The sequence below is a fragment of the Alcaligenes faecalis genome (assembly GCF_005311025.1).
Taxonomy (GTDB): domain Bacteria; phylum Pseudomonadota; class Gammaproteobacteria; order Burkholderiales; family Burkholderiaceae_B; genus Alcaligenes; species Alcaligenes phenolicus.
Map to the genome: position 1 here is coordinate 1,129,072 of NZ_CP031747.1, position 18,879 is coordinate 1,147,950.

17 protein-coding genes are annotated in these 18,879 nt (G+C 59.3%); 15 read left to right on the plus strand and 2 right to left on the minus strand.

Annotation, left to right across the window (positions count from 1 at the left end; translation table 11 throughout):
* Nucleotides 1-5 precede the first annotated feature (5 nt).
* From D0C27_RS05230 to tssG, 9 genes are all read left to right on the plus strand, one after another.
* Nucleotides 6-815: a DUF4150 domain-containing protein gene (locus D0C27_RS05230; protein ID WP_026483655.1), complete on the plus strand. Its 810-nt coding sequence runs from the start codon at nt 6-8 to the stop codon at nt 813-815.
* Nucleotides 812-1,264: a hypothetical protein gene (locus D0C27_RS05235; RefSeq protein ID WP_009455524.1), complete on the plus strand. Its 453-nt coding sequence runs from the start codon at nt 812-814 to the stop codon at nt 1,262-1,264. The genes D0C27_RS05230 and D0C27_RS05235 overlap by 4 nt, the downstream gene beginning before the upstream one ends.
* A 181-nt stretch (nt 1,265-1,445) precedes the next feature.
* Entirely contained in the window at nt 1,446-2,516 is a 1,071-nt protein-coding gene (tssA, locus tag D0C27_RS05240; RefSeq protein ID WP_137430551.1) for a type VI secretion system protein TssA, read from the plus strand.
* A gap of 27 nt (nt 2,517-2,543) precedes the next feature.
* The gene (gene tssB, locus D0C27_RS05245; RefSeq protein ID WP_170978544.1) at nt 2,544-3,101 is read left to right on the plus strand and encodes a type VI secretion system contractile sheath small subunit; all 558 of its coding nucleotides are present in this window, start codon (nt 2,544-2,546) and stop codon (nt 3,099-3,101) included.
* Between the two features lie 12 nt (nt 3,102-3,113).
* Complete coding sequence (gene tssC, locus D0C27_RS05250; protein ID WP_009455530.1) at nt 3,114-4,607, plus strand: type VI secretion system contractile sheath large subunit; 1,494 nt, start codon at nt 3,114-3,116, stop codon at nt 4,605-4,607.
* 50 nt (nt 4,608-4,657) lie between these two features.
* A complete protein-coding gene (locus tag D0C27_RS05255; protein WP_035270090.1) occupies nt 4,658-5,140 on the plus strand; it encodes an Hcp family type VI secretion system effector in 483 nt (160 codons plus the stop codon).
* Between the two features lie 29 nt (nt 5,141-5,169).
* A complete protein-coding gene (gene tssE, locus D0C27_RS05260; RefSeq protein WP_021447237.1) occupies nt 5,170-5,712 on the plus strand; it encodes a type VI secretion system baseplate subunit TssE in 543 nt (180 codons plus the stop codon).
* Nucleotides 5,709-7,595, plus strand: a complete 1,887-nt coding sequence (gene tssF / locus D0C27_RS05265; RefSeq protein WP_137430552.1) for a type VI secretion system baseplate subunit TssF — start codon at nt 5,709-5,711, stop codon at nt 7,593-7,595. Before tssE ends, tssF begins: the two co-directional genes overlap by 4 nt.
* Nucleotides 7,592-8,635, plus strand: a complete 1,044-nt coding sequence (tssG, locus tag D0C27_RS05270; protein WP_083054898.1) for a type VI secretion system baseplate subunit TssG — start codon at nt 7,592-7,594, stop codon at nt 8,633-8,635. Before tssF ends, tssG begins: the two co-directional genes overlap by 4 nt.
* A gap of 3 nt (nt 8,636-8,638) precedes the next feature.
* Here tssG and D0C27_RS05275 read toward each other — a convergent pair whose 3' ends face one another.
* Nucleotides 8,639-9,229 carry an FHA domain-containing protein gene (locus D0C27_RS05275; protein WP_083054896.1) on the minus strand — a complete coding sequence of 197 codons (591 nt, stop codon included), beginning with the start codon at nt 9,227-9,229 and terminating at the stop codon, nt 8,639-8,641.
* Nucleotides 9,226-9,615, minus strand: a complete 390-nt coding sequence (locus D0C27_RS05280) for a TssQ family T6SS-associated lipoprotein (RefSeq protein ID WP_026483661.1) — start codon at nt 9,613-9,615, stop codon at nt 9,226-9,228. The genes D0C27_RS05275 and D0C27_RS05280 overlap by 4 nt, the downstream gene beginning before the upstream one ends.
* 186 nt (nt 9,616-9,801) lie before the next feature.
* On the opposite strand from D0C27_RS05280, the gene tssJ reads away from it, so the two are divergent.
* From tssJ to D0C27_RS05310, 6 genes are read left to right on the plus strand one after another with little or no spacing between them, the layout of a single operon-like run.
* Nucleotides 9,802-10,305 (plus strand): type VI secretion system lipoprotein TssJ, encoded by a 504-nt coding sequence (gene tssJ / locus D0C27_RS05285; protein WP_240688313.1) that lies wholly within the window; start codon nt 9,802-9,804, stop codon nt 10,303-10,305.
* A 23-nt stretch (nt 10,306-10,328) separates the two neighbouring features.
* Nucleotides 10,329-11,651: a type VI secretion system baseplate subunit TssK gene (gene tssK, locus D0C27_RS05290; protein ID WP_137430554.1), complete on the plus strand. Its 1,323-nt coding sequence runs from the start codon at nt 10,329-10,331 to the stop codon at nt 11,649-11,651.
* A gap of 14 nt (nt 11,652-11,665) precedes the next feature.
* On the plus strand, nt 11,666-12,922 hold the full coding sequence (locus D0C27_RS05295; protein ID WP_137430555.1) for a DotU family type VI secretion system protein: 1,257 nt from the start codon (nt 11,666-11,668) through the stop codon (nt 12,920-12,922).
* Nucleotides 12,919-16,518 carry a type VI secretion system membrane subunit TssM gene (gene tssM / locus D0C27_RS05300; protein WP_137430556.1) on the plus strand — a complete coding sequence of 1,200 codons (3,600 nt, stop codon included), beginning with the start codon at nt 12,919-12,921 and terminating at the stop codon, nt 16,516-16,518. Before D0C27_RS05295 ends, tssM begins: the two co-directional genes overlap by 4 nt.
* A gap of 1 nt (nt 16,519) precedes the next feature.
* On the plus strand, nt 16,520-17,263 hold the full coding sequence (gene tagF, locus D0C27_RS05305) for a type VI secretion system-associated protein TagF (protein WP_137430557.1): 744 nt from the start codon (nt 16,520-16,522) through the stop codon (nt 17,261-17,263).
* Between the two features lie 8 nt (nt 17,264-17,271).
* A complete protein-coding gene (locus tag D0C27_RS05310) occupies nt 17,272-18,837 on the plus strand; it encodes a PEGA domain-containing protein (RefSeq protein WP_137430558.1) in 1,566 nt (521 codons plus the stop codon).
* Nucleotides 18,838-18,879 lie beyond the last annotated feature (42 nt).

Sequence of the window (18,879 nt, forward strand, 5' to 3'; positions counted from 1 at the left end):
CCCTGATGTTTGCCAATTGCCAACGGGGCGGCATGGATATTGCCTTTCCCGACATCTGCAAGACACCACCGGCTCTGTTGCCGATTCCTTACCCGAATTTTGCGACGGGCCTGATGGGTATTCCCAATGCCTGGAACATCCTGTTGCAGGGCGGCCCTGCCCATAATCTGCTCACAACGATACCCTTGAGTAATGGTGACAATCCGGGTGTGGCTTTGGGCTTGATCTCGCAAACCGTGATGTCGCGCTCGCGCTCCATTACCTGCGTACCTAATGTGCTGTGGAAGGGAATTCCGGCGACCCGTCTGACTAGCTTGAGCATGCAGAACACGGTGAATACGGTGGGCATGCGGGTAGTGCCCAGCCAGTTCAAAGTGCTGTTGCTAGGTGGCGGTGGTGCCGGGGGCGGCGCCGGTAAAGGCGGCAAGGGCGTGTCGGGCAGCGGGCCGGAGGCGGCACGCAAGGCAGCGGCACGCGAAGCCAAGCGGGCACAGCTGAAACGCAACCGGCGTCGGGGTGCGCAGCGAGAGCGTGAGGTCGAGGCCGAGCTGAAGCAGGAAGGCCACGAGGTCATGGGCACGCAGGTGTCTGCAAAAACCCCATTGACCCGCCGTGTGATCGATATACTGATCAAGGACAAGAACACGGGCAAAATCCGGGCGGTCGAAGTCAAGAGCGGGGGAGCGCGCCGCTCCGCAACCCAGAAGGCCAAGGACAAGGCAATGGAGAGCAAGGGCGCAGAGTTGATTGGCAAGAATGCACCCAAGCAGCCACTTCCCAAGAACATACGCATACCTACGGAGGTACGACATTGAAAACGCACACTGATCCCGTTAAATATGACGCTGTGGACTGGCATGTGGGCGGGGACTACCCCTCTGATCTGGGCCCGCAAGGTGGTCGCACGCACATCGGCATGTATCTGGCCTGGCTGGTGGAAAAAGGCCTGCTGGCTAATGCTTTTATGGACCGTTACCCCAACGAGGTGCGCCAGTGCCGTGATCACATGATCAAAGGCTCGCAACTGCTGCAAGAGTGTTGCGACGATGTGCTGGTCAGCGAAGACATGTCCGAGCAGGGCAAAGCCTTTAGCGACTTTTACTACGACGAGCTGTATCTGGATGATTACGTGGATACGCTGGACGACGAGGTTTTGCCATCCATCTATCACGTGCCTGACGATTGGGACAGCTACGAAACCTTGCGGCCGGTTCTGGAGCAACGCTACCAGCACTGGCGACAGGAGCAGGGGCTGGACGACTAGCTTCTCGCCAATTTTTTTCCTTTGAAAAGCGCTGCCTGCGGGCGGCGCTTTTGCTTTATTTGCTTCAAAAAGAGCGTAAATACATCCATTTTGCAAAATAAGTAAGGAAAAATTTTCGTCAAAAAGGTGTCACCTTCAGTTCCTAGACTGGCTCCGTGATCAGTTATCCGAGACGACAGCTATGGTCGAAGGAATACAGGAGCAGTGGCAGCCAGCCTGGATTTTGGCTCCCGAAAACGCCCACTACGGCGAGAACCTGGAATACGAGACAGACTTTCTGGCCTTGATGCAGGCTTTGCAAGTACAGGGCGAGCAGCAGTTTGGCCAAACCATCATCCCGGCTCAGGTTCCGGAATGGACGCGCATCGTGCGCCTGGTGCAGGACTTGCTGGACCGCTCGGCAGATATTCGCTTGCTGGTGGTGCTGGCCCAGGCGCGTTTGCAGACAGGCGGGTTGCCCGCCTTGGTGGAGGTGTGCGATTGGCTATTGAGCGCCCTGCAACAAGGCTGGGAGCACGTTCATCCGCGTCTGCACGACGATGGCGAGCTGGACCCCTTGCCGCGCGTCAATGCGCTGGCCGGGCTGTCGGCTATTGATGGTCTGGGTCGCCTGATGCGTGAGGCTCCCGTGGTCAGCCTGGGGCATCGTCAACTGAATTTACGTGAAGTCGGCTATGTGCTGGATGGCAGCCAGAAAGATAGCGGCCTGCCGGGTCGTGACCGTCTGGTCGAAGAGTTGCGCCGTGCCTTTGCCGCCGGCCAAAGTCAGACCGTGGCCTTGAGTCGTTTGCGTCAGTTCCGCCAGGAGCTGGAGGCCCTGGTGCATCGTCATCTGGATGCCGAGTGGTCCGTGCGTCTGGACGGAGCCTGGGACACCGTGGAAGCCGCCTGCGCAGTGCTGGACGCGGCAACCTCACTATCTGTCCCTTCCGCTCCCGAGCCTGTGCAGGCAAGCGACCCCACCATTCCTGTGCTCCCGCAACCTGCTCATCAGGTACCCCCGGTGATGGGCTTGGCGAGTTGGCAAAACCTGCATGTTTCATCCCGCGAAGAGGTGGTGTTGTTGCTGGACAAGCTGGTGGCGTATTTCGAACAGCACGAACCCAGCCATCCTGCCCCTTTGCTGCTGCGTCGTGCCCAGCAACTGGTGCCCATGGGTTTTCACGAGCTGATTCGTGATCTGGCACCCGCCGCCTGGGATCAGATCCAGGTTTTCATGCCTCGATCCGAAGCGGCCTCTGCCGCTTCTTAATTCCATAAATCAACTGGAGAAGACCTGATGTCTGTGAAATCCAATTCTGGCAGCGGCCAGAAATTCCTTGGGCGCAATCGGGCTCCGCGTGTGCAAATTGAGTACGACGTTGAACTGTACGGCGCCGAGCATCGTGTGCAACTGCCTTTCGTGATGGGTGTGCTGGCGGATCTGGCCGGGCACAACACGGAGAGCCAGCCGGAGCTGGGCGAGCGCAAGTTTATGGAGATCGACGTGGACAACTTCGATGACCGCATGAAGTCCATCGCACCCAAGTTGAACATGCAGGTTCCCAACAGCCTGAAGGGCGATGGCGTGCTGGGAGTGGAAGTGTCTTTTGATTCCATGGACAGCTTCTCCCCGGCTGAACTGGCCCGTCAGATCGAACCTCTGGCCCGCCTGCTGGAAGCTCGTACCCAGCTGGCGAATTTGCTGACTTATATGGATGGCAAAAGCGGAGCGGAAGAACTCTTGTCTCGTCTCCTGCAGCAGCCCGAACTCTTGCGCGCCCTGGCTGGCCGCCCGCCCCAGGCCCTGACGATGGACGAGTCCCAGCCCTATCAGGACAACGAGCCCAAAGCATAAGGAGCCCATCCCATGACTTCCACCCAGACCTTGACCGCCACTCGCGATACGGCCCAACTGGATGAACTGTCCAGCCTGTTGCAGCAAGAGTTTCGTCCCAAAACCGAGCAGGCTCAGCAGGCGGTTGAGTTTGCCGTCACCACGCTGGCCGAGCAGGCGTTGGACCAGTCCGTGACCTTGAGCGACGACGCTTATCAAACCATTCAGGCAGTGATTGCCCAGATCGATCAGAAGATGACCGAGCAGATCAATCACATCCTGCATCACCCCGAATTTCAGCGCCTGGAAGGGGCATGGCGGGGCCTGCACCATCTGGTCAGCAATACCGAAACTGATGAGCTGCTGCGTATCCGCGTGATGCCTGCGACCAAGAAGGAATTGGCGCGCAACCTGAAGCGCTACAAAGGGGTGGCTTGGGATCAAAGTCCCTTGTTCAAGAAAGTGTACGAACAGGAATACGGCCAGTTTGGTGGCGAACCCTTTGGTTGCCTGGTGGGGGATTATCACTTCGACCACAGCCCGCCTGATGTGGAAATGCTGGGTGAGCTGGCTCGTATCGGCGCTGCCGCGCATAGCCCCTTTATCGCCGGTGCTGCGCCGTCCGTGATGCAGATGGAATCCTGGCAGGAGTTGGCCAATCCGCGTGATCTGACCAAGATTTTTTCCAATACCGAGTACGCCGCCTGGCAAAGCCTGCGCGAATCTGATGATGCCCGTTATCTGGGCCTGGCCATGCCGCGTTTTCTGGCGCGCTTGCCCTATGGCGCACGTACCAACCCGGTTGATGAGTTCGACTTCGAGGAAGACACCGACGGAGCCAGCCATGACCGCTACACCTGGGCCAACTCGGCCTATGCCATGGCGGTCAATATCAACCGATCCTTCAAGCATTTTGGCTGGTGCACGGCAATTCGCGGAGTGGAGTCGGGCGGTGCGGTCGAGAACCTGCCTTGCCATACCTTCCCCACGGACGATGGCGGTGTGGACATCAAATGCCCCACGGAAATTGCCATCAGCGACCGCCGCGAGGCCGAGCTGGCCAAGAACGGATTCATGCCCTTGGTACACCGCAAAAACTCCGATTTTGCGGCTTTTATCGGTGCTCAGTCCTTGCAGAAGCCCCAGGAGTACTACGACGCAGACGCTACCGCCAATGCCCGTTTGGCGGCGCGCTTGCCGTATCTGTTTGCCTGCTGCCGTTTCGCGCATTACCTGAAGTGCATTGTGCGCGACAAGATCGGTTCCTTTCGCGAGCGCGACGATATGGAGCGTTGGCTAAACAGCTGGATCATGAATTACGTGGACGGCGACCCGACCAACTCTTCGCAGGAAACCAAGGCACGCAAGCCGCTGGCCGCCGCCGAAGTCTCGGTGCAGGAAGTGCCGGACAACCCCGGTTATTACGCTGCCAAGTTCTTCTTGCGCCCGCACTACCAGCTGGAAGGCCTGACGGTTTCCCTGCGCCTGGTGTCCCGCTTGCCGTCACTGAAAGGCGAGCAGAACTGATTCCCACCCTGGCCTTTTGATGGCCTTATTCGACCTCCAAGGAGAAAAGCGTGTCTGTTGATATGTTCATGAAAATTGAAGGCGCCAATGGCGAATCCAAAGATTCCAACCACAAGGATTGGACCGATATCCAGTCCTTCTCGTGGGGCGCTTCGCAACCCGGCAGCATGAGTTCGGGCGGCGGTGGCGGCCAGGGCAAGGCCAATTTCAACGATCTGCATGTGGTCGCCCGCATCGACAAGGCCGCCCCTGCCGTGATGAAGCATTGCGCCAGCGGCAAGCACCTGGGCAAGGTGGAGCTGTCGGTGTGCAAGGCCGGTGGCGAGCAGGTGGAATACTCCAAAATCACCCTGGAAGAAGTGCTGGTGACTTCGGTTCAGCTCAATGCCGAGCGCGATGTGGAAAGCGTAATGGTCAATTACTCCTTCCAGGCCGCACGCGTCAAACAGCAGTACTGGGAACAGTCCGACCGCGGCAGCAAAGGTGCTGAAACGCTGGTGGCCTGGGACATCAAGCAAAACAAAGAAGCCTGATCGGGCTTGGGTTTTCAGGCAGGGCCGCTATGGACCGCTTTCGCTTACCGGGACGCCGCGGGGCCGCGCTGATGCGCGGTCAGGCGGATCGCTTGCAACCTTGTCTGCTGGACAGGCTGACCGACGAGCGGCCCGATCAAACCTGGGAGCCTCCTCAGCCCATGAGCCAGTACCAGATGCGTCAGGCAGTATTGCGCGATCTGGGCCATTTGCTCAACACGCCCAATCAGGGGGCCACCCCCTTGATGCAGGCCTTGGCTCATGTGCGCCGCTCCTGCCTGAACTACGGCATGAGCCCGCTGGCGGGCAAGACCATGAGCGAGGTGGAGTGGCTGGATGTGGAAGAAGCGCTGCGTACCGCCATCCTGCATTTCGAGCCTCGCATTTTGCCCGATACCTTGCAGGTGCATTGTCTGGATCACAGGGCTCAGCGTGATTTGCATAACGTCTTGAGCTTGCGTATTCAGGGCCATGTCTGGTGCGAGCCGTATCCGCAGGAATTCTTGCTGCGCACCAGTATTGATCTGGAAAGCGGGCAGTTGGACCTTGAAGAGAGTTACGCGTCGGGATGAATCCGGAGCTGCTGCATTACTACAACCGTGAATTGGCTTACCTGCGCGAGCTAGGAGCCGAATTTGCGCAAGCCTACCCCAAAGTGGCGGCCCGTCTGGGCGTGCACGATACGGCGGTGGCTGACCCCTATGTCGAGCGTCTGCTGGAAGGATTCAGCTTTCTGACTGCTCGCATTCAGATGAAGATGGACGCGGAATTTCCCCGTCTAAGCCAGCAGTTGCTGGATGTGATTCAACCTTCCTGGTTGATGCCCACCCCCAGTATGGGACTGGTGCAGTTTCGTCCCAGCATGAGCGAAGGTGCTCTGGCCAAAGGTTTTACCATGCCGCGCCACACCGCCTTGCGCTCCCGTATTCCAGCCGGAGAACAAACCGCCTGCGAGTTTTCTACTTGCCATGCCGTGGACTTGTGGCCCATGAGCTTGTCGCAGGTAAGTTTAGGGGATGTGGCGGCTGATCTGCCTCTGGCGGCTTTAGGTAGCCGACAGGCCGCACAAGCCCGTTCGGCCTTGAAACTGGACTTCACGGTGCATGGCGGTTTGACACTGGAGGAGCTGGCTCTGGATGAGCTTAGCCTGCATCTGGACGGCCCGGAATCTGACAGCAGCTTGCTGCTGGATGCCTTGCTGCGGCAGGCGTTGGGGGTGTTCATCCAAATGGAGGGCGAGGCCCCACAATTTCTGGCTACGTCTGATTGTCTGACACACGATGGCCTGGAAGATGATCAAGCCATCTTGCCCATGGTGTCTCACGAGTTCTCCGGCCATCGCTTGCTGCGGGAGTATTTCGCCTTGCCGGGCCGTTTTGCTTTTGTACGGCTGCGTGGTCTGCAAGCAGCTATCGCCAGAAGACGTGCGCAGGAGCGAAAAAGCCGCCGCTGGAGCCTGCATATTGTCCTTAAGCAGGCTTGGCCCGATCTGGCGGCACGCGTTGGCCCTGGCCATGTGCGTTTGTATTGCACACCGGTCGTGAATTTATTTCGTCGACGCAGTGAACGCATGGCCTTGCGCCCTCAGGCAACAGATCATCATGTGGTCATGGACAGAACGCGTCCCATGGACTTTGAAGTTTGCTTGATGGAGCAAGTGCAAGGACATGGCCGACAGGGAACAGACGATGTGCTGTTTCGACCCTTGTATGCCAGCACGGCGCAGGATGCAGGACGCTATGGCAGTTACTACACTGTGCGACGCGAACCGCGTGTCGTGTCTGATACCCAGAAACGCTGGGGTGGCCGCAGCAGTTATGGCGGTAGCGAAGTGTATTTATCGCTGGTGAATCAGCACGAGCAGTCCGAGTTTTTTGGCATGAATCAGATCAGTGTTACGGCCTGGTGCAGCAACCGTGATTTGCCCTTGTTGCTGCCGCGCTCGCCCGAGTCTGACTTCAGCCTGCAAGTCTCGGCGCCCGTAGCCGGTGTCAGTTTATTGGGTGGTTTGACCCGTCCTCGACCTGCATCAACCGGCGGCCGTCAGGCCTGGGATTTGATTTCACAGATGAGTCTGGCCCAGTTGGGTGTGGCCCAGTCCGACCCTAAGCAGGCAGCAGGACGCTGGCGTGCCTTGCTGGCCCCGCATGTGGATAGCGCGGATGCCGGTGCCTTGCGTCAGTTGGCTTCCATTGTGGCGGTGCAGGCGCGGCCTGTGCAGAGGGCCATGCCGGTGCCAGGACCCTTGGTGATGGCGCGTGGCGTGCATTTTGAGGTCACGCTGGACCAAAGCGGTTTTCCCGGTGGCCGTCCTTTTGTTCTGGCCGCCGTGCTCAGTCGTTATCTGGCCCGTCATGTCAGCCTGAACAGTTTTGTCTCTACCCAGTTTCTTTCCGAGACAGGGGTGGAACTGGGAGCGTGGGGGCCGCAAGCAGGTACGCGGGCGGTGCTGTGAACCGGGCCGAGCAGGAGCTGCTAAAGCCTCAGGCTTCTTTGGAAGAGCTGGGCCGGATCATTCAGCAATGGCCTTATGGCCATGATCTGTTTCGGGTTTTGCGGGCCGTCGATGCCTTGCAAGCCGCCCAGGGCCAGCCTCGTTTGGGAACCGCGCCTACGCCTCGCCAAGAAAATGTGCGGGTAGGCCAGCCGCCTAGTTTGGCTTTTGCGGCCTCCAGTGTGCAAACCGCTCGTTGGGACGATGAACAACTGCATCTGGATGTGCAGGGCTTTGGTTTGTGGGGGCCCAATGGCCCTTTGCCGCTGCATATGACGGAGTACTTTTTTCAGCGCAGTCGTAACTTTGGTGACCGTGCTGGTGTGGCCTTTCTGGACCAGTTTCATCATCGTCTGTTTTTGCTGTTTTTCAGAGCCTGGGCACAAGCGCAGGCAGTCTGTGACCTGGAACATGACCAGGACGGTTTTACACGCTGGCTGGCCAGCCTGGTCGGAGTCGGGAGCCAGAGCGAATCGGCTCCCATGAGCGACCATGCGGTCCATTTTCAGGCACCCGCGCTGGCGTCTCAAACCCGTAGTGCGCCTGCTCTGCAATCGCTACTGGCCAGCTATTTCCAATTGCCCGTCAGCATTCAGCAGAACGTGCCGGTTTGGGTGCCGCTGGATGATCAAACTCAGGTCAGCCTGGGCCGCAGTTGTTCGGGGCTTGGGAAAAATTCCGTTCTGGGTGCACGTATTCTGGATGTGCAGCAAACCATACGAATAAGGATTGGCCCTTTGAGTCGGCAGGACTATGGCCGCTTCTTGCCAGGTCGTCCGGCCTGGCGGCAATTGCGCTATTGCCTGGCTTTGTATCTGGGCTTGGAGTGGTCGGTTCAGTTACAACTGGTGCTGCAAGCCAGCGAGCAGCCTGATCTGGGTTTGGGGGCGGGCTTGGGCCTGGGTCAGGAAACCTGGCTGGGCTCGCCCGGCACGCAGGACAGAGCGGATCTGTGCCTGTTTCTGGACAGCCGTCCAGATTGGCAAGATCCGCGCAGCTAAGGCCTAGGCCTGACGCATTCCCTGCAAAAGATCGAACTCGTTTTCCTTGTCGGACAAGGTGCTGACCCACTCCGGGGCGTGGCCCAACTCTGGCTGCCAACTGGCTGCCGGAATGGTGCTGTCGGTGCTGGGTGAGCTGGCTGGTTTGGCTGCTGTATCGAAGGGGTGCTTGTCCGAGGGCGCAGGCATGGGACCACCGACCGGGACCATGCCGGGAACATGCAGATCTGCGAAAGGATCGGCCGCCGGCGCAGCTGCCAAAGGCGTTTCATCCTGTGTGACAGGGCTGACTCCCGATTCCACCCGGTAGTGCATTTCCCCCAAGGTCAGGCGGTCCCCATTCTGCAAGGTCTTGACCTGTGCCAGTGCCAACTCGATGCCATTCACGGCGACCTGACCGTCTGAGCTGGCTCGTTGAATCGTCAGCACATCGTGCTGGCGACGCAGGTAAGACAGCACGGGCGGCGTTTGATTGTTATCGGGCAAAACCAGATCAGCCTGAGTCCAGGAACCGCAGACCAGACCGGGTTCAGGAACAGGGCGCGCAGCTCCACCGGACTCTGCTTGCAAACGCCAATCTACAGTTGTGCTCATGGCTGTGCTCCTGCCACTTTTTCATAAACCGGGCCCCAGGTGGGATGACCGCGCTCGGCCTGGGCCAGGGTAAAGCCAGGGTCTACAGCCCGTGCCTGCTTGAAACGCTCTTCACACAAAAAAGTGTAGTCGCGCACGCAAAAGCTGAAGGCCTGCAGTTTCAAGGCTTCGCTGTATTGATTGGGCGCGGCAGCAGGCAGGGTGCTGGAGCGGCCTACTTGCCGGATCACGGTGCTGTAGTCACCTTCATTAAAGGCAGAGCGTATTTGCTCCAGTTCAGCTTCGGCAGCCGGGCTGAAAACAGCCACTGGCTTGTTCTGGGTTTGGGCGCAGGCTGTCAGTAAAAGGGCCAGAGCCGGAACGATCAGGCGGGCAGGTAAATACATGGCAGGAAAAAGAAAAGTTGTACTTGCCCTCAAGACTAGGAAAGGAAAAAGACAGCCACATGACATGACGCGGACGGTTTTGTAAGAGTTGTTGCGCAAGGGTAAGCACCGAAACACCCCGTGTCCTTAACAAAGTTGTCGTATTCATGCTTTTAGATGGGGCGCATTGCCATTCAAGGAGACATCGTGACCGTTCGCCGATTGCTTCGTTTGTGCGCGCTGCTGATGCTGGGGTTGCTGGCCTCGTGCGCGTCCACCTCCAGTCGCATGGCCGTGCCCTACGAGATTGTTCTGACTGCGGATGAACAGCTCAACCCGGATGCCACGGGTCGGCCTTCCCCGGTACAGGTGTTTGTGTTCGAGCTGCGCTCGGGCAGCACCTTCGAATCCAGGGACTTCTTCGCCCTGCAGTCCGACCCGCAACAAGCCTTGCAGGCGGATCTGCTCAATGTGGAGCAGATCGTGCTGCGCCCCGGCCAGACCCATACCTTCAAACGGCCAGGCGATTTGCAAGCCACCGCTGTTGGCGTGGTCGTAGGGTATCGCGACCTGGATGCCAGTGTGTGGCGTGTCCTCTTGCCGCTGCCCGAGTCGCGCACCACCAATATCTACAAGTTCTGGCAGTCGGCCCCGGATGCCGTCCAGGTCAGCCTGCAATTACGCAAGAACGCCATTCATGTCGTTGATTGATGGGCGTGGAACGGATTATTTCAATGGATAAAGTCATTTGGACCGAAGGGCTGTTTTTACGGCCTCAGCATTTTCAGCAGATGGAGCGCTATCTGGAGCACTATGCCCACGCCGGAAGGCGGGCTGCGCAGCCATTTTGCTGGGGCTTTGAAACCTTGAGTCTGGACGAACAGGCCCTGAGTATGGGCAGTGTCGCATTGCGCGAAGCGCGCGGCTTGTTGCCGGATGGCACGCCCTTTGATTGCAGGCCGGGAGCGATGCAGATTGTGGCCTGGACGGCCCCCGAAGTGGTGCGTCCCGAGCGTCTGATGCTGGTGCTGCCTCGTCGTCAGGCCGGGCGGGCAGAGATTCAGTTTGATGGGCACAGCTCGCGTCGTTCGCGTTATGTGGTCAGCGAGCAGGATTTGTATGACAGCAGTGGTTTGTCACCTGAACCGTGCCTGTCGCAACTGGGGCGTTTGCAGCCTGTTTTGCTGCCCGAATCCGAGGTGTATGAAGAAAGTGTTGCCATGCCCGTGGCCCGCATTCTGGAGCGCAGACCCGACCGCTCGCTGGTGTTGGACCCGGATTTCATTCCCCCTATCTTATCCATTCAGGCCCATGCCCGGCTAAGTGCTCTAAGCGCGGATGTGCAGGCTTTACTGCAGGCCCGTGCCCAAGCTCTGGCAGAACGCCTGGGGCCGGGAGGGCGCGGGCAGGGCGATGTGGCCGACTTCATGATGCTGGAGCTGGTCAATCGCTATCGGGCTGCCTTGTGGGCCATGGAGCAGCGCGTACACGTACATCCTGGCGAGCTGTATCAGGCCTGGATGGAATTATATGGTGCTTTGGCTACCTACACCCAGGACGGGCGTCAGCCGCTGATCTGGCCTTCCTATCAGCATGACGATCTGGCCCAGTCCTTTTTGCCGCTGGTGCTGGAGTTGCGCCGTGCTCTGTCCGTGGTCCTGGAACAGCAGGCCGTGTCGATTGCGCTGGAGGACAAGGGGCAGGGCGTACGTCTGGCCCAGATTGCGGATCGTGCGCTCTTGCGACAAGCGGGTTTTGTATTGGCCGTGCAGGCCGATTTGCCCGCCCAAACCGTGCGGCAGCATTTTGCGGCCCAGGTGAAATTGGGGCCGGTAGAACGCATCCGCGATCTGGTGCATCTGCAATTGCCGGGCATCGGTTTGCAGCCTTTGTCTGTCGCGCCACGAGCCTTGCCGTATCACGCAGGATTCACCTACTTCGAGCTGGAAAAAGGCGGCGAGCTGTGGCGTCAGCTGGAGCAGAACGGCGCATTGGCCCTGCATTTGGCTGGAGACTTTCCCGGCCTGCAACTTGAGTTTTGGGCGATACGCCGCTGATCCGGAGCATGGCTATGAATGAGACAGTTTCCTGGAGTAACGGCCCGGTCCCGGACGAGCGCCGATCGCGGGCGGATGCACCGCGTTTTGTTGCGCAGGGGGCCAATCCCCTGTTGGAGGCCGCCAACCCTTTGCTGGTGATGGTGTCCGATATACGCCGCAGCGCCCGACATGCAGACCCGGCAGGTCTGCGTGCCAAGCTGGTGGCTGAAATCCGTCAATTTGAGTTGCGCGCCCAGGCCGTGCCCGTGGCCAATGAAACTATTTTGGCGGCTCGTTATTGCCTGTGCACGACCTTGGATGAGGCGGCCGCGCTAACCCCTTGGGGGCAAGCCGGAGTCTGGTCCTCGCACACCTTGCTGGTCACTTTTCATAATGAAACCTGGGGCGGGGAGAAGTTCTTTCAGCTTTTGGATAAATTGATGCAAAGCCCGGCAGCGCATTTGCAGTTGCTGGAGCTGATGTACTTTTGCCTGGCTTTGGGTTTTCAAGGCCGCTATCGCGTGCATGAGCAGGGCACCAGCCAGCTGGAAACCGTGCGCCAACGACTGTACATGAGCTTGCGCCAGTATGGGCAAACGGTGCCAGCCGCTCTGTCCCCGCATTGGCGCGACAACCCGGCGCAGAAAGTTGGCAAGCCTTTGCCTGTGCCTATCTGGGTGGCCGTTTGTGTGGCCTTGCTGCTGTGCTTATTGATGTACCTGGGTGCCAGTCTGTTGCTGAACCGGCAGTCTGATCGGGCTTTCGAGGACATTGTGGCTTTGCGCCTGCCGGCCTTGCAGACACAGGGCCAACCACCGTCCAATGGCGTTGCGCCGCAGGCACCCTTGGCCTTGGCAGAGCTGCTGGCCCCCGAGGTGGCCGAGGGCCTGCTGACCGTCCGAGATCAGGCCGATCGCAGCGTCATTATCTTGCGAGGTGACGGTCTGTTCGACTCAGGAGCCGACCAGATCCGTGCGCCGCTGCTCCCTGTCATTGCTCGTATTGCGGATGCCGTTGAAGCTGCACCGGGCCTGGTACTGGTGGATGGCTATACCGATAACGTCCCCATACGCAGCGTGCGCTTTCCTTCCAATTTCCATCTTTCGCAGGCACGTGCGGATTCGGTTAAAGCCGTCTTGCAGGAGCGCTTGAGTCAGCCGGAACGTGTACGCGCACAAGGCCGGGCCGATGCTGCGCCTGTGGCAGACAATGGCACCGCTCAAGGTCGGGCACAGAACCGACGGGTGGAGATCACGATCGTGCCCTTGAGCAAGGAGGCCGGGCAATGACACGTCTTTTGAGTCTGGTCTTTAGCCGTAGCGTCTGGACCTTTGTGGGTGTGCTGATCCTGCTGGTGCTGATCTGGTTGCTGGGGCCTTTGTTGGCGATTGGCCAAACCCGGCCATTGGAAACCGAGCTGTCGCGCTGGATTGCGATGGCTGTGGTGGTGGTGTTCTGGTTGCTGCGCTTGTTGTGGCGCAGCTGGCGTGAAGGCCGCCTGAACGCGCAGTTGCTAGGCCAATTAAGCCGCCCGGCGCAGAAGGCATCAGCATCGAGCAATACGGCTACGCCGCATCCTTTGCAAAGCCAGTTTGATGAGGCGATCGAACTGCTCAAGCGGATTCGCTTTGGTTCGCATATGGGCGGACGTTTGCGCTCCTTGCTGTCGCGCCAGTACGTGTATCAATTGCCCTGGTATGTCTTTATCGGGGCACCCGGAGCGGGCAAAACCACGGCGCTGGTCAATTCCGGCTTGCAGTTTCCCTTGTCGGAGCGCTACGGAAAAACGTCGCTGCGAGGTGTAGGGGGCACGCGCAATTGCGACTGGTGGTTTACTGACGAAGCCGTCCTGCTGGATACGGCAGGACGCTACACCACGCATGAAAGTGATCCGGTAGGGGATGAGCAGGAATGGCGTGGTTTCCTGGGCCTGCTCAAGCGCTATCGCCGCAGGCAGCCGATTAATGGCACTTTGTTGACCATCAGCGTGCCCGATTTGTTGTCCAGCACGGCCGCGCAACGTCACGATCATGCGCAGGTCTTGCGCCAGCGCCTGGCCGAATTGCGCGAGCGTTTGGGGATTCAGTTTCCTATCTATGTGCTGGTCACCAAAATGGATTTGCTCCAGGGCTTTCAGGAGTATTTCGACCATTGTGATCGTCAGGAGCTGGAGCAGGTCTGGGGCTTCACCTTGCCTTATGAAAGCTCGCGCGAAGCGGGATTTTCCTTGTCGCATACCTATGGGCGCGAGTACGAAGCCTTGCATCAACGCCTGGAGCGTGGTCTGGCGGCCGTGATGGCCGAGCAGCCCAACGAAAGCGTGCGTGCCGAAGCCTATCTGCTGCCACAACAGTTTGCTCGCCTGGGGCCGGTGCTGGAGGAGTTTCTGGAACAGGTGTTTAGCCAGTCCCGCTTCGAGGCACCCCTGTTGCTGCGCGGCGTGTACTTCACCAGTGGTCGGCAAGGAGGTGTGCGTCTGGATCAGGTGCGGGACTCCATGCGCGAGTATCTGGAAGTGGATGTGCAGGCGGATCAAGCGCAGCCGGTGGCCGGTCAGGGCCGCAGCTATTTTCTGACCCAGCTGCTGAAAGAGCTGATCTTTCAGGAGGCCGGTGTTGCAGGCCGCGACGAGCGCTGGGAGCGCCGCGTGCGCTTGCGTCATTTTCTGGTCTACGGTCTGGTGGCGGTGGGTGTGTTGCTACTGGGGCTGGCCTGGAGTCGCAGCTTTCTGTTGAACCGCAGCTATGTGGAGCAGGTTGAAGGACGTGTTCCGCAGGCTCAGCAACAGGCGGACCAAACACAGGTGCTGGATACCACACCGGCGGTCGGCTTGCTGCCTTTGCTGGATATGTTGTCGCTGCTACCGCAAAGCGATCAGTTTCCCTTGGATGCGCCCGGTCTGGAGCGGCGCATGGGCCTGTATCAGGGCGACAAGATGAAGGCCGCCGCCGATACCGTTTATCAACGCGCCTTAGAAAAACTGCTGGCCCCCTTGCTGGCGCGTCGTATCGAAACCGTGTTGCGTAGCGAGCAGGCGCAGGATCTGGAGTACGGCTACGAGGCCCTGCGCGCCTATCTGATGTTGTACGACACGCGACGTTATGACGCGGCCCATTTACAGACCTGGTTGCTGGGTAGTTTGAAGCAGGACTTGCCGGCAGGCTTTACCCAGTCGCAATACGACAGGCTGGAGAGCCATGTCCGTGCAGTGACACAGGCGGGCTTGCTCTTGAATCCCTTCCCGCGCAATGAAGCCTTGATTGAGCAAAGCCGAGAACGTCTGGCGCGTATCAGCCTGGAGCAGCGCACTTACAGCCGCATGCGCCGTATTCTGGCGGCCACGCCCGGTTTGATACCTATGTCGGTCTCAGGCATGGCCGGGCCCTACGCGGCCTCTGTATTCAAGCGCGACAGCGGCAAGCCGTTAACCGAAGGGATAGACGGTCTGTACACCTACGAGGGTTACTGGACCGTGGTTGAACCACGTATCGACAGCGAACTGCAGCAGATGCGTGAGGATGATCGCTGGATTCTGGGGCTGGATACGGGAGCCGGACAGTCCGAGGCGGCGCGTCGTGCGGCAAGCCAGGAGCTGCGTCGTCTGTATCTGCTGGATTATGTGCGTGTGTGGGATGAGTATCTGGCTGACTTGCGCCTGTTGCAAGGCGGCAGCTTGCTGGAAAACATTCAGCTGGCCCGCACCCTGTCCATGGCCGATTCTCCCTTGAAGCAGTTGGTCCAGCAGGTGGCTTTGCAAACTCGTCTGTTGCGAGAGGATGCGCAGCAGGGGGCCTCTTTGGGGGCACAAGCCAAAGTGCGGCTGGACGATACCCGGCAGGCGCTGGAGCAGATGTTTGGCCCGGTCGGGTTGGAGGGGAGTCGTCGTAATGAGCCTCAGGCCAAGCAGGTAGAGGCCATCGTGGATCAGCATTTCGAGCCTTATCACCGCCTGGCTTCCAGTAGTGGCGGGGCACCAGCGCCTATTGATGGCACCCTGGAATTGCTGGATGAGTTCTATGCTTTTTTGACCTCCTCGGATGCTGCTCTGCGCAGCGCGGGTACACCGCCGCAGTCCAATGTCTTGACCAAGTTGCAGGCAGAGGCAGGTCGGTTGCCTGGGCCTTTACGTGATGCGCTGGATCAGTTTTCGGTGGGTGCTTCTGCCGAGATCGCGTCGCGGACTCAAGCCAGTTTGGGGCAGTTGGTAAACGCCACTATCGGTCAGTTTTGCCGTAGTGCGATTGCGGGGCGTTATCCCTTCGCCGCTCAATCCAGGCAGGATGTCGCACCTAACGATTTTGCCCGCATGTTTGCGCCGGGTGGCTTGATGGATGCCTTTTTTCAAGAGCATCTGATGCACCAGGTGGATATGTCAGGTGGGCGCTGGCGTTTCAAACCGGGCATAGATGGGCAGGCGGCGGCCAACTTCCGTTATCTGGATGCGTTTCAGCGTGCGACTGTGATTCGGGACGTGTTCTTCCCGGCAGGCAGTAATCAACCGCGTATTGATATGGCGTTCACCCCGGTTCAGCTGGATGCAGAACTGTCGCAAGTGCTGCTGGATGTGGATGGTCAGGTGCTGCGTTATGCCCATGGCCCGCAGGTCGCCATGGGCGTGCAGTGGCCGGGGCCGCGCGGGGGCCGTCAGGTCAGTCTGGAGGCACAGCCACAATCCGAAGGGTCAGGGATGAGGGCGACAGGTGCCTGGGCGTTGTTGCGATTGCTGGACAAGGCACAGCCTGTATCGGGTGCGTCTGCTGGGGCACAGCGCTTGTCTTTTGCTTTGGGGAGTCGTCAGTTTGTGGTGGATGTGGTGGCCAATAGCTCCAGGAATCCGTGGCGTTTGGCGGAGATGAGAGGGTTTAGCTGCCCAGGGAGCCATTGAGATGCGCCAGGATGATTTCGACTCCAGCCCGGAGGTGATGTGGTACGGCAAGATTCCGGCCATGGGGGACTTTGTGCGCAGACGTATGCCCGAGCCGATTTTGTTGCCGTGGGAGCGCTGGTTCAGCAGTGGTGTCAGCCAGATTCGTTCGCCCCACAAAACGGCTGGAGCCAATATGCCCAGCTCGCCTGTCCATGCCTGGGGATTTCTGATGTCCTTGCCGCAAGGGGGCGTGCAAGCAGGAGCGGTCATGCCCAGTCAGGACCGGGTTGGGCGCGAGTATCTGGTGTGCGCTTTGGTGCCTTTGAATGCCGAGCAATGTCAGCGTGTCCGTCTGCCTGTACTGGCCAATATGGTTGAGCAATTGGGCCTGTCCTTGCAGCAAGGGGTGCGGTTTTGCTGGGCGGCAACCCAGTTGGATCAGACTTTGTGTAGTGCCGTGCCTTATGCCGGTTTGCTGGCGGAGAGTGCCGCCGCCCAGTCCGAGCAGCGTGATGCCGGGCAGGACATTCTGGATGTTTTGTATGGCTCTCGTGCGCCGTCTGTGCCACAAGACCCGTGGGCTGTCCTGCAGCCTTGTCTGGAGCCCGGCTCCCACCGTAGTTACTGGTGGTGCCTGGGCATGAACAATCCTAGCTGGCGCAGCGTGACGCACAGTGGCGAGCTAAGTCTGGCCCTGTTTCGGCGCTTGTTCGTGTCAGCAACAGCGGCAGATGCAGCAAACCGCGCCTATCAACCATGGTGAGATCCCTCATGAAACGTACAAACTCTGCCAAGGATGTCCAGGGTCGCCCTTTGGGGCAGATTCTGGACTCTTTGCTGCTGGACCAACGGCTGGTGATTCTGGATCAATTGGCTTTGCAACTGGCCGAGCTGCATGAGAGCCAGGAATGGTATGGCGCGCTGGGGCTGGATACGGTGGTTTTGAGTGATGAAGGTCTGGTTCAGTTATTGCCGCTGGAGCAGAACATGCACAAGCGCAGTCTGGCACAGGCGCGTGCTCAGGGTATGGCCTTTGATGAGCCTTGCGCGGCCCCCGAGCAATATGTGGATGATCCTGTGCGGCCTGCCGGTCCCTGGACGGATGTCTACGCTTATGCGGCCTTGCGCTGGCAACTGACAACGGGCTTTCCTCTGATGGCCGCCCCTTGGCGGCAGTTGAAAGATCCTGTGGTGATGGACGAGGACGCGGACGGTCCGACGCAGGCCATGTTGCAGGGCCTGGCCCTTGACTGGGTGCAGCGGCCTCAGTCCATGGCTTCTTACCGAAGGCTGGAACGATTGGGGCAAGTGCCAGAGCCTGTGCCCGCACATGCTCCCGCTGCGCAAACTGTGCTGCCGATTACGCCTGAACGCCGGTCTTCCTTGCCATTGTGGCTGGCGGGTTTGGCAGTAGTCGTTCTGGCAGGGCTGGGGGCGGCGTATTGGAGCGGTGATGGCGATACTTCCGGGCCCGCTGTTGCAGCGTCTGATTCCAATCGTCCGGCGGTGGTGGGCGCCACGCCTGAGGAGTCCACATCAAGGCCGGGACCGGGATCAATCACGTCGGAGTTGCAGGGCGGGCTGGTGGCGGCTGGGGAGTCCAAGCCGAATGATGTAGCTGTTTTGGGGGCAGGGGGGGCGTCTGCACCTCAATCGGGGCAGCCTTTGGAGGCAGGATCAGATCAGCTTGGGTCGCAGTCGACAGGTGCACAAAATGACTCGGTGGCAGGGCAGCAATTAGCCCAAGCTTCGGGCTCGCAAGCCGCGACAACACCGGAGTTGAAACTGCTGGCCGAGTCGGGAGCTTTGCAGCCTGCTTTGCCAGTTCAAACACAAAACACATCGGATGATGCAGCTCGCCTGGTTTTGGCCGATCATGCTGCCGGAACAGCCGATACAACTGGCGCCTCTGGAGCTACGGGAGGAGAAGTCGCAGCAACGGGAAGCCCGGGTGTTCGTGAAACCATCGGAGCCGCGGGAAGTGCCGGAGCAACGGGAGCTACTGGGATTAACACGTCCGCTGCTTCAGGAGTTGCCACAAGCACGCAAGCCGAATCCTCAGCACCTTCCGCGCAAGTTGATCATGTGGAACAACTGGAACCTGTCGCTGCCAAGCCTGCGCCACCTGCCAAGGGCACAATCGCCCTGGATATACGGCCTTGGGGAGAGGTCTATGTGAATGGCCGAAAGCAAGGTGTCAGCCCGCCTTTGAAGTCCTTGTCACTGGCTCCAGGCTCGCACCGCATTGTTGTCAAGAATGCGGGATTGCCAGAGTTCAGCACAACAATTCGAGTGCGCTCAGGAAAGACGGCCAGCGTCAGTCACGAGTTCAAATAGGCTGCGAGAACCGAGAACCGAGAACCGAGAACCGAGAACCGA

Coding starts and splice junctions, on each gene's coding strand:
- D0C27_RS05230 (WP_026483655.1), top strand. CDS start 6: ATGTTTGCCAATTGCCAACGGGGCGGCATGGATATTGCCTTTCCCGAC.
- tssA (WP_137430551.1), top strand. CDS start 1,446: ATGGTCGAAGGAATACAGGAGCAGTGGCAGCCAGCCTGGATTTTGGCT.
- tssB (WP_170978544.1), top strand. CDS start 2,544: ATGTCTGTGAAATCCAATTCTGGCAGCGGCCAGAAATTCCTTGGGCGC.
- tssC (WP_009455530.1), top strand. CDS start 3,114: ATGACTTCCACCCAGACCTTGACCGCCACTCGCGATACGGCCCAACTG.
- tssE (WP_021447237.1), top strand. CDS start 5,170: ATGGACCGCTTTCGCTTACCGGGACGCCGCGGGGCCGCGCTGATGCGC.
- tssF (WP_137430552.1), top strand. CDS start 5,709: ATGAATCCGGAGCTGCTGCATTACTACAACCGTGAATTGGCTTACCTG.
- D0C27_RS05275 (WP_083054896.1), bottom strand. CDS start 9,229: ATGAGCACAACTGTAGATTGGCGTTTGCAAGCAGAGTCCGGTGGAGCT.
- D0C27_RS05280 (WP_026483661.1), bottom strand. CDS start 9,615: ATGTATTTACCTGCCCGCCTGATCGTTCCGGCTCTGGCCCTTTTACTG.
- tssK (WP_137430554.1), top strand. CDS start 10,329: ATGGATAAAGTCATTTGGACCGAAGGGCTGTTTTTACGGCCTCAGCAT.
- D0C27_RS05295 (WP_137430555.1), top strand. CDS start 11,666: ATGAATGAGACAGTTTCCTGGAGTAACGGCCCGGTCCCGGACGAGCGC.
- tssM (WP_137430556.1), top strand. CDS start 12,919: ATGACACGTCTTTTGAGTCTGGTCTTTAGCCGTAGCGTCTGGACCTTT.
- tagF (WP_137430557.1), top strand. CDS start 16,520: ATGCGCCAGGATGATTTCGACTCCAGCCCGGAGGTGATGTGGTACGGC.
- D0C27_RS05310 (WP_137430558.1), top strand. CDS start 17,272: ATGAAACGTACAAACTCTGCCAAGGATGTCCAGGGTCGCCCTTTGGGG.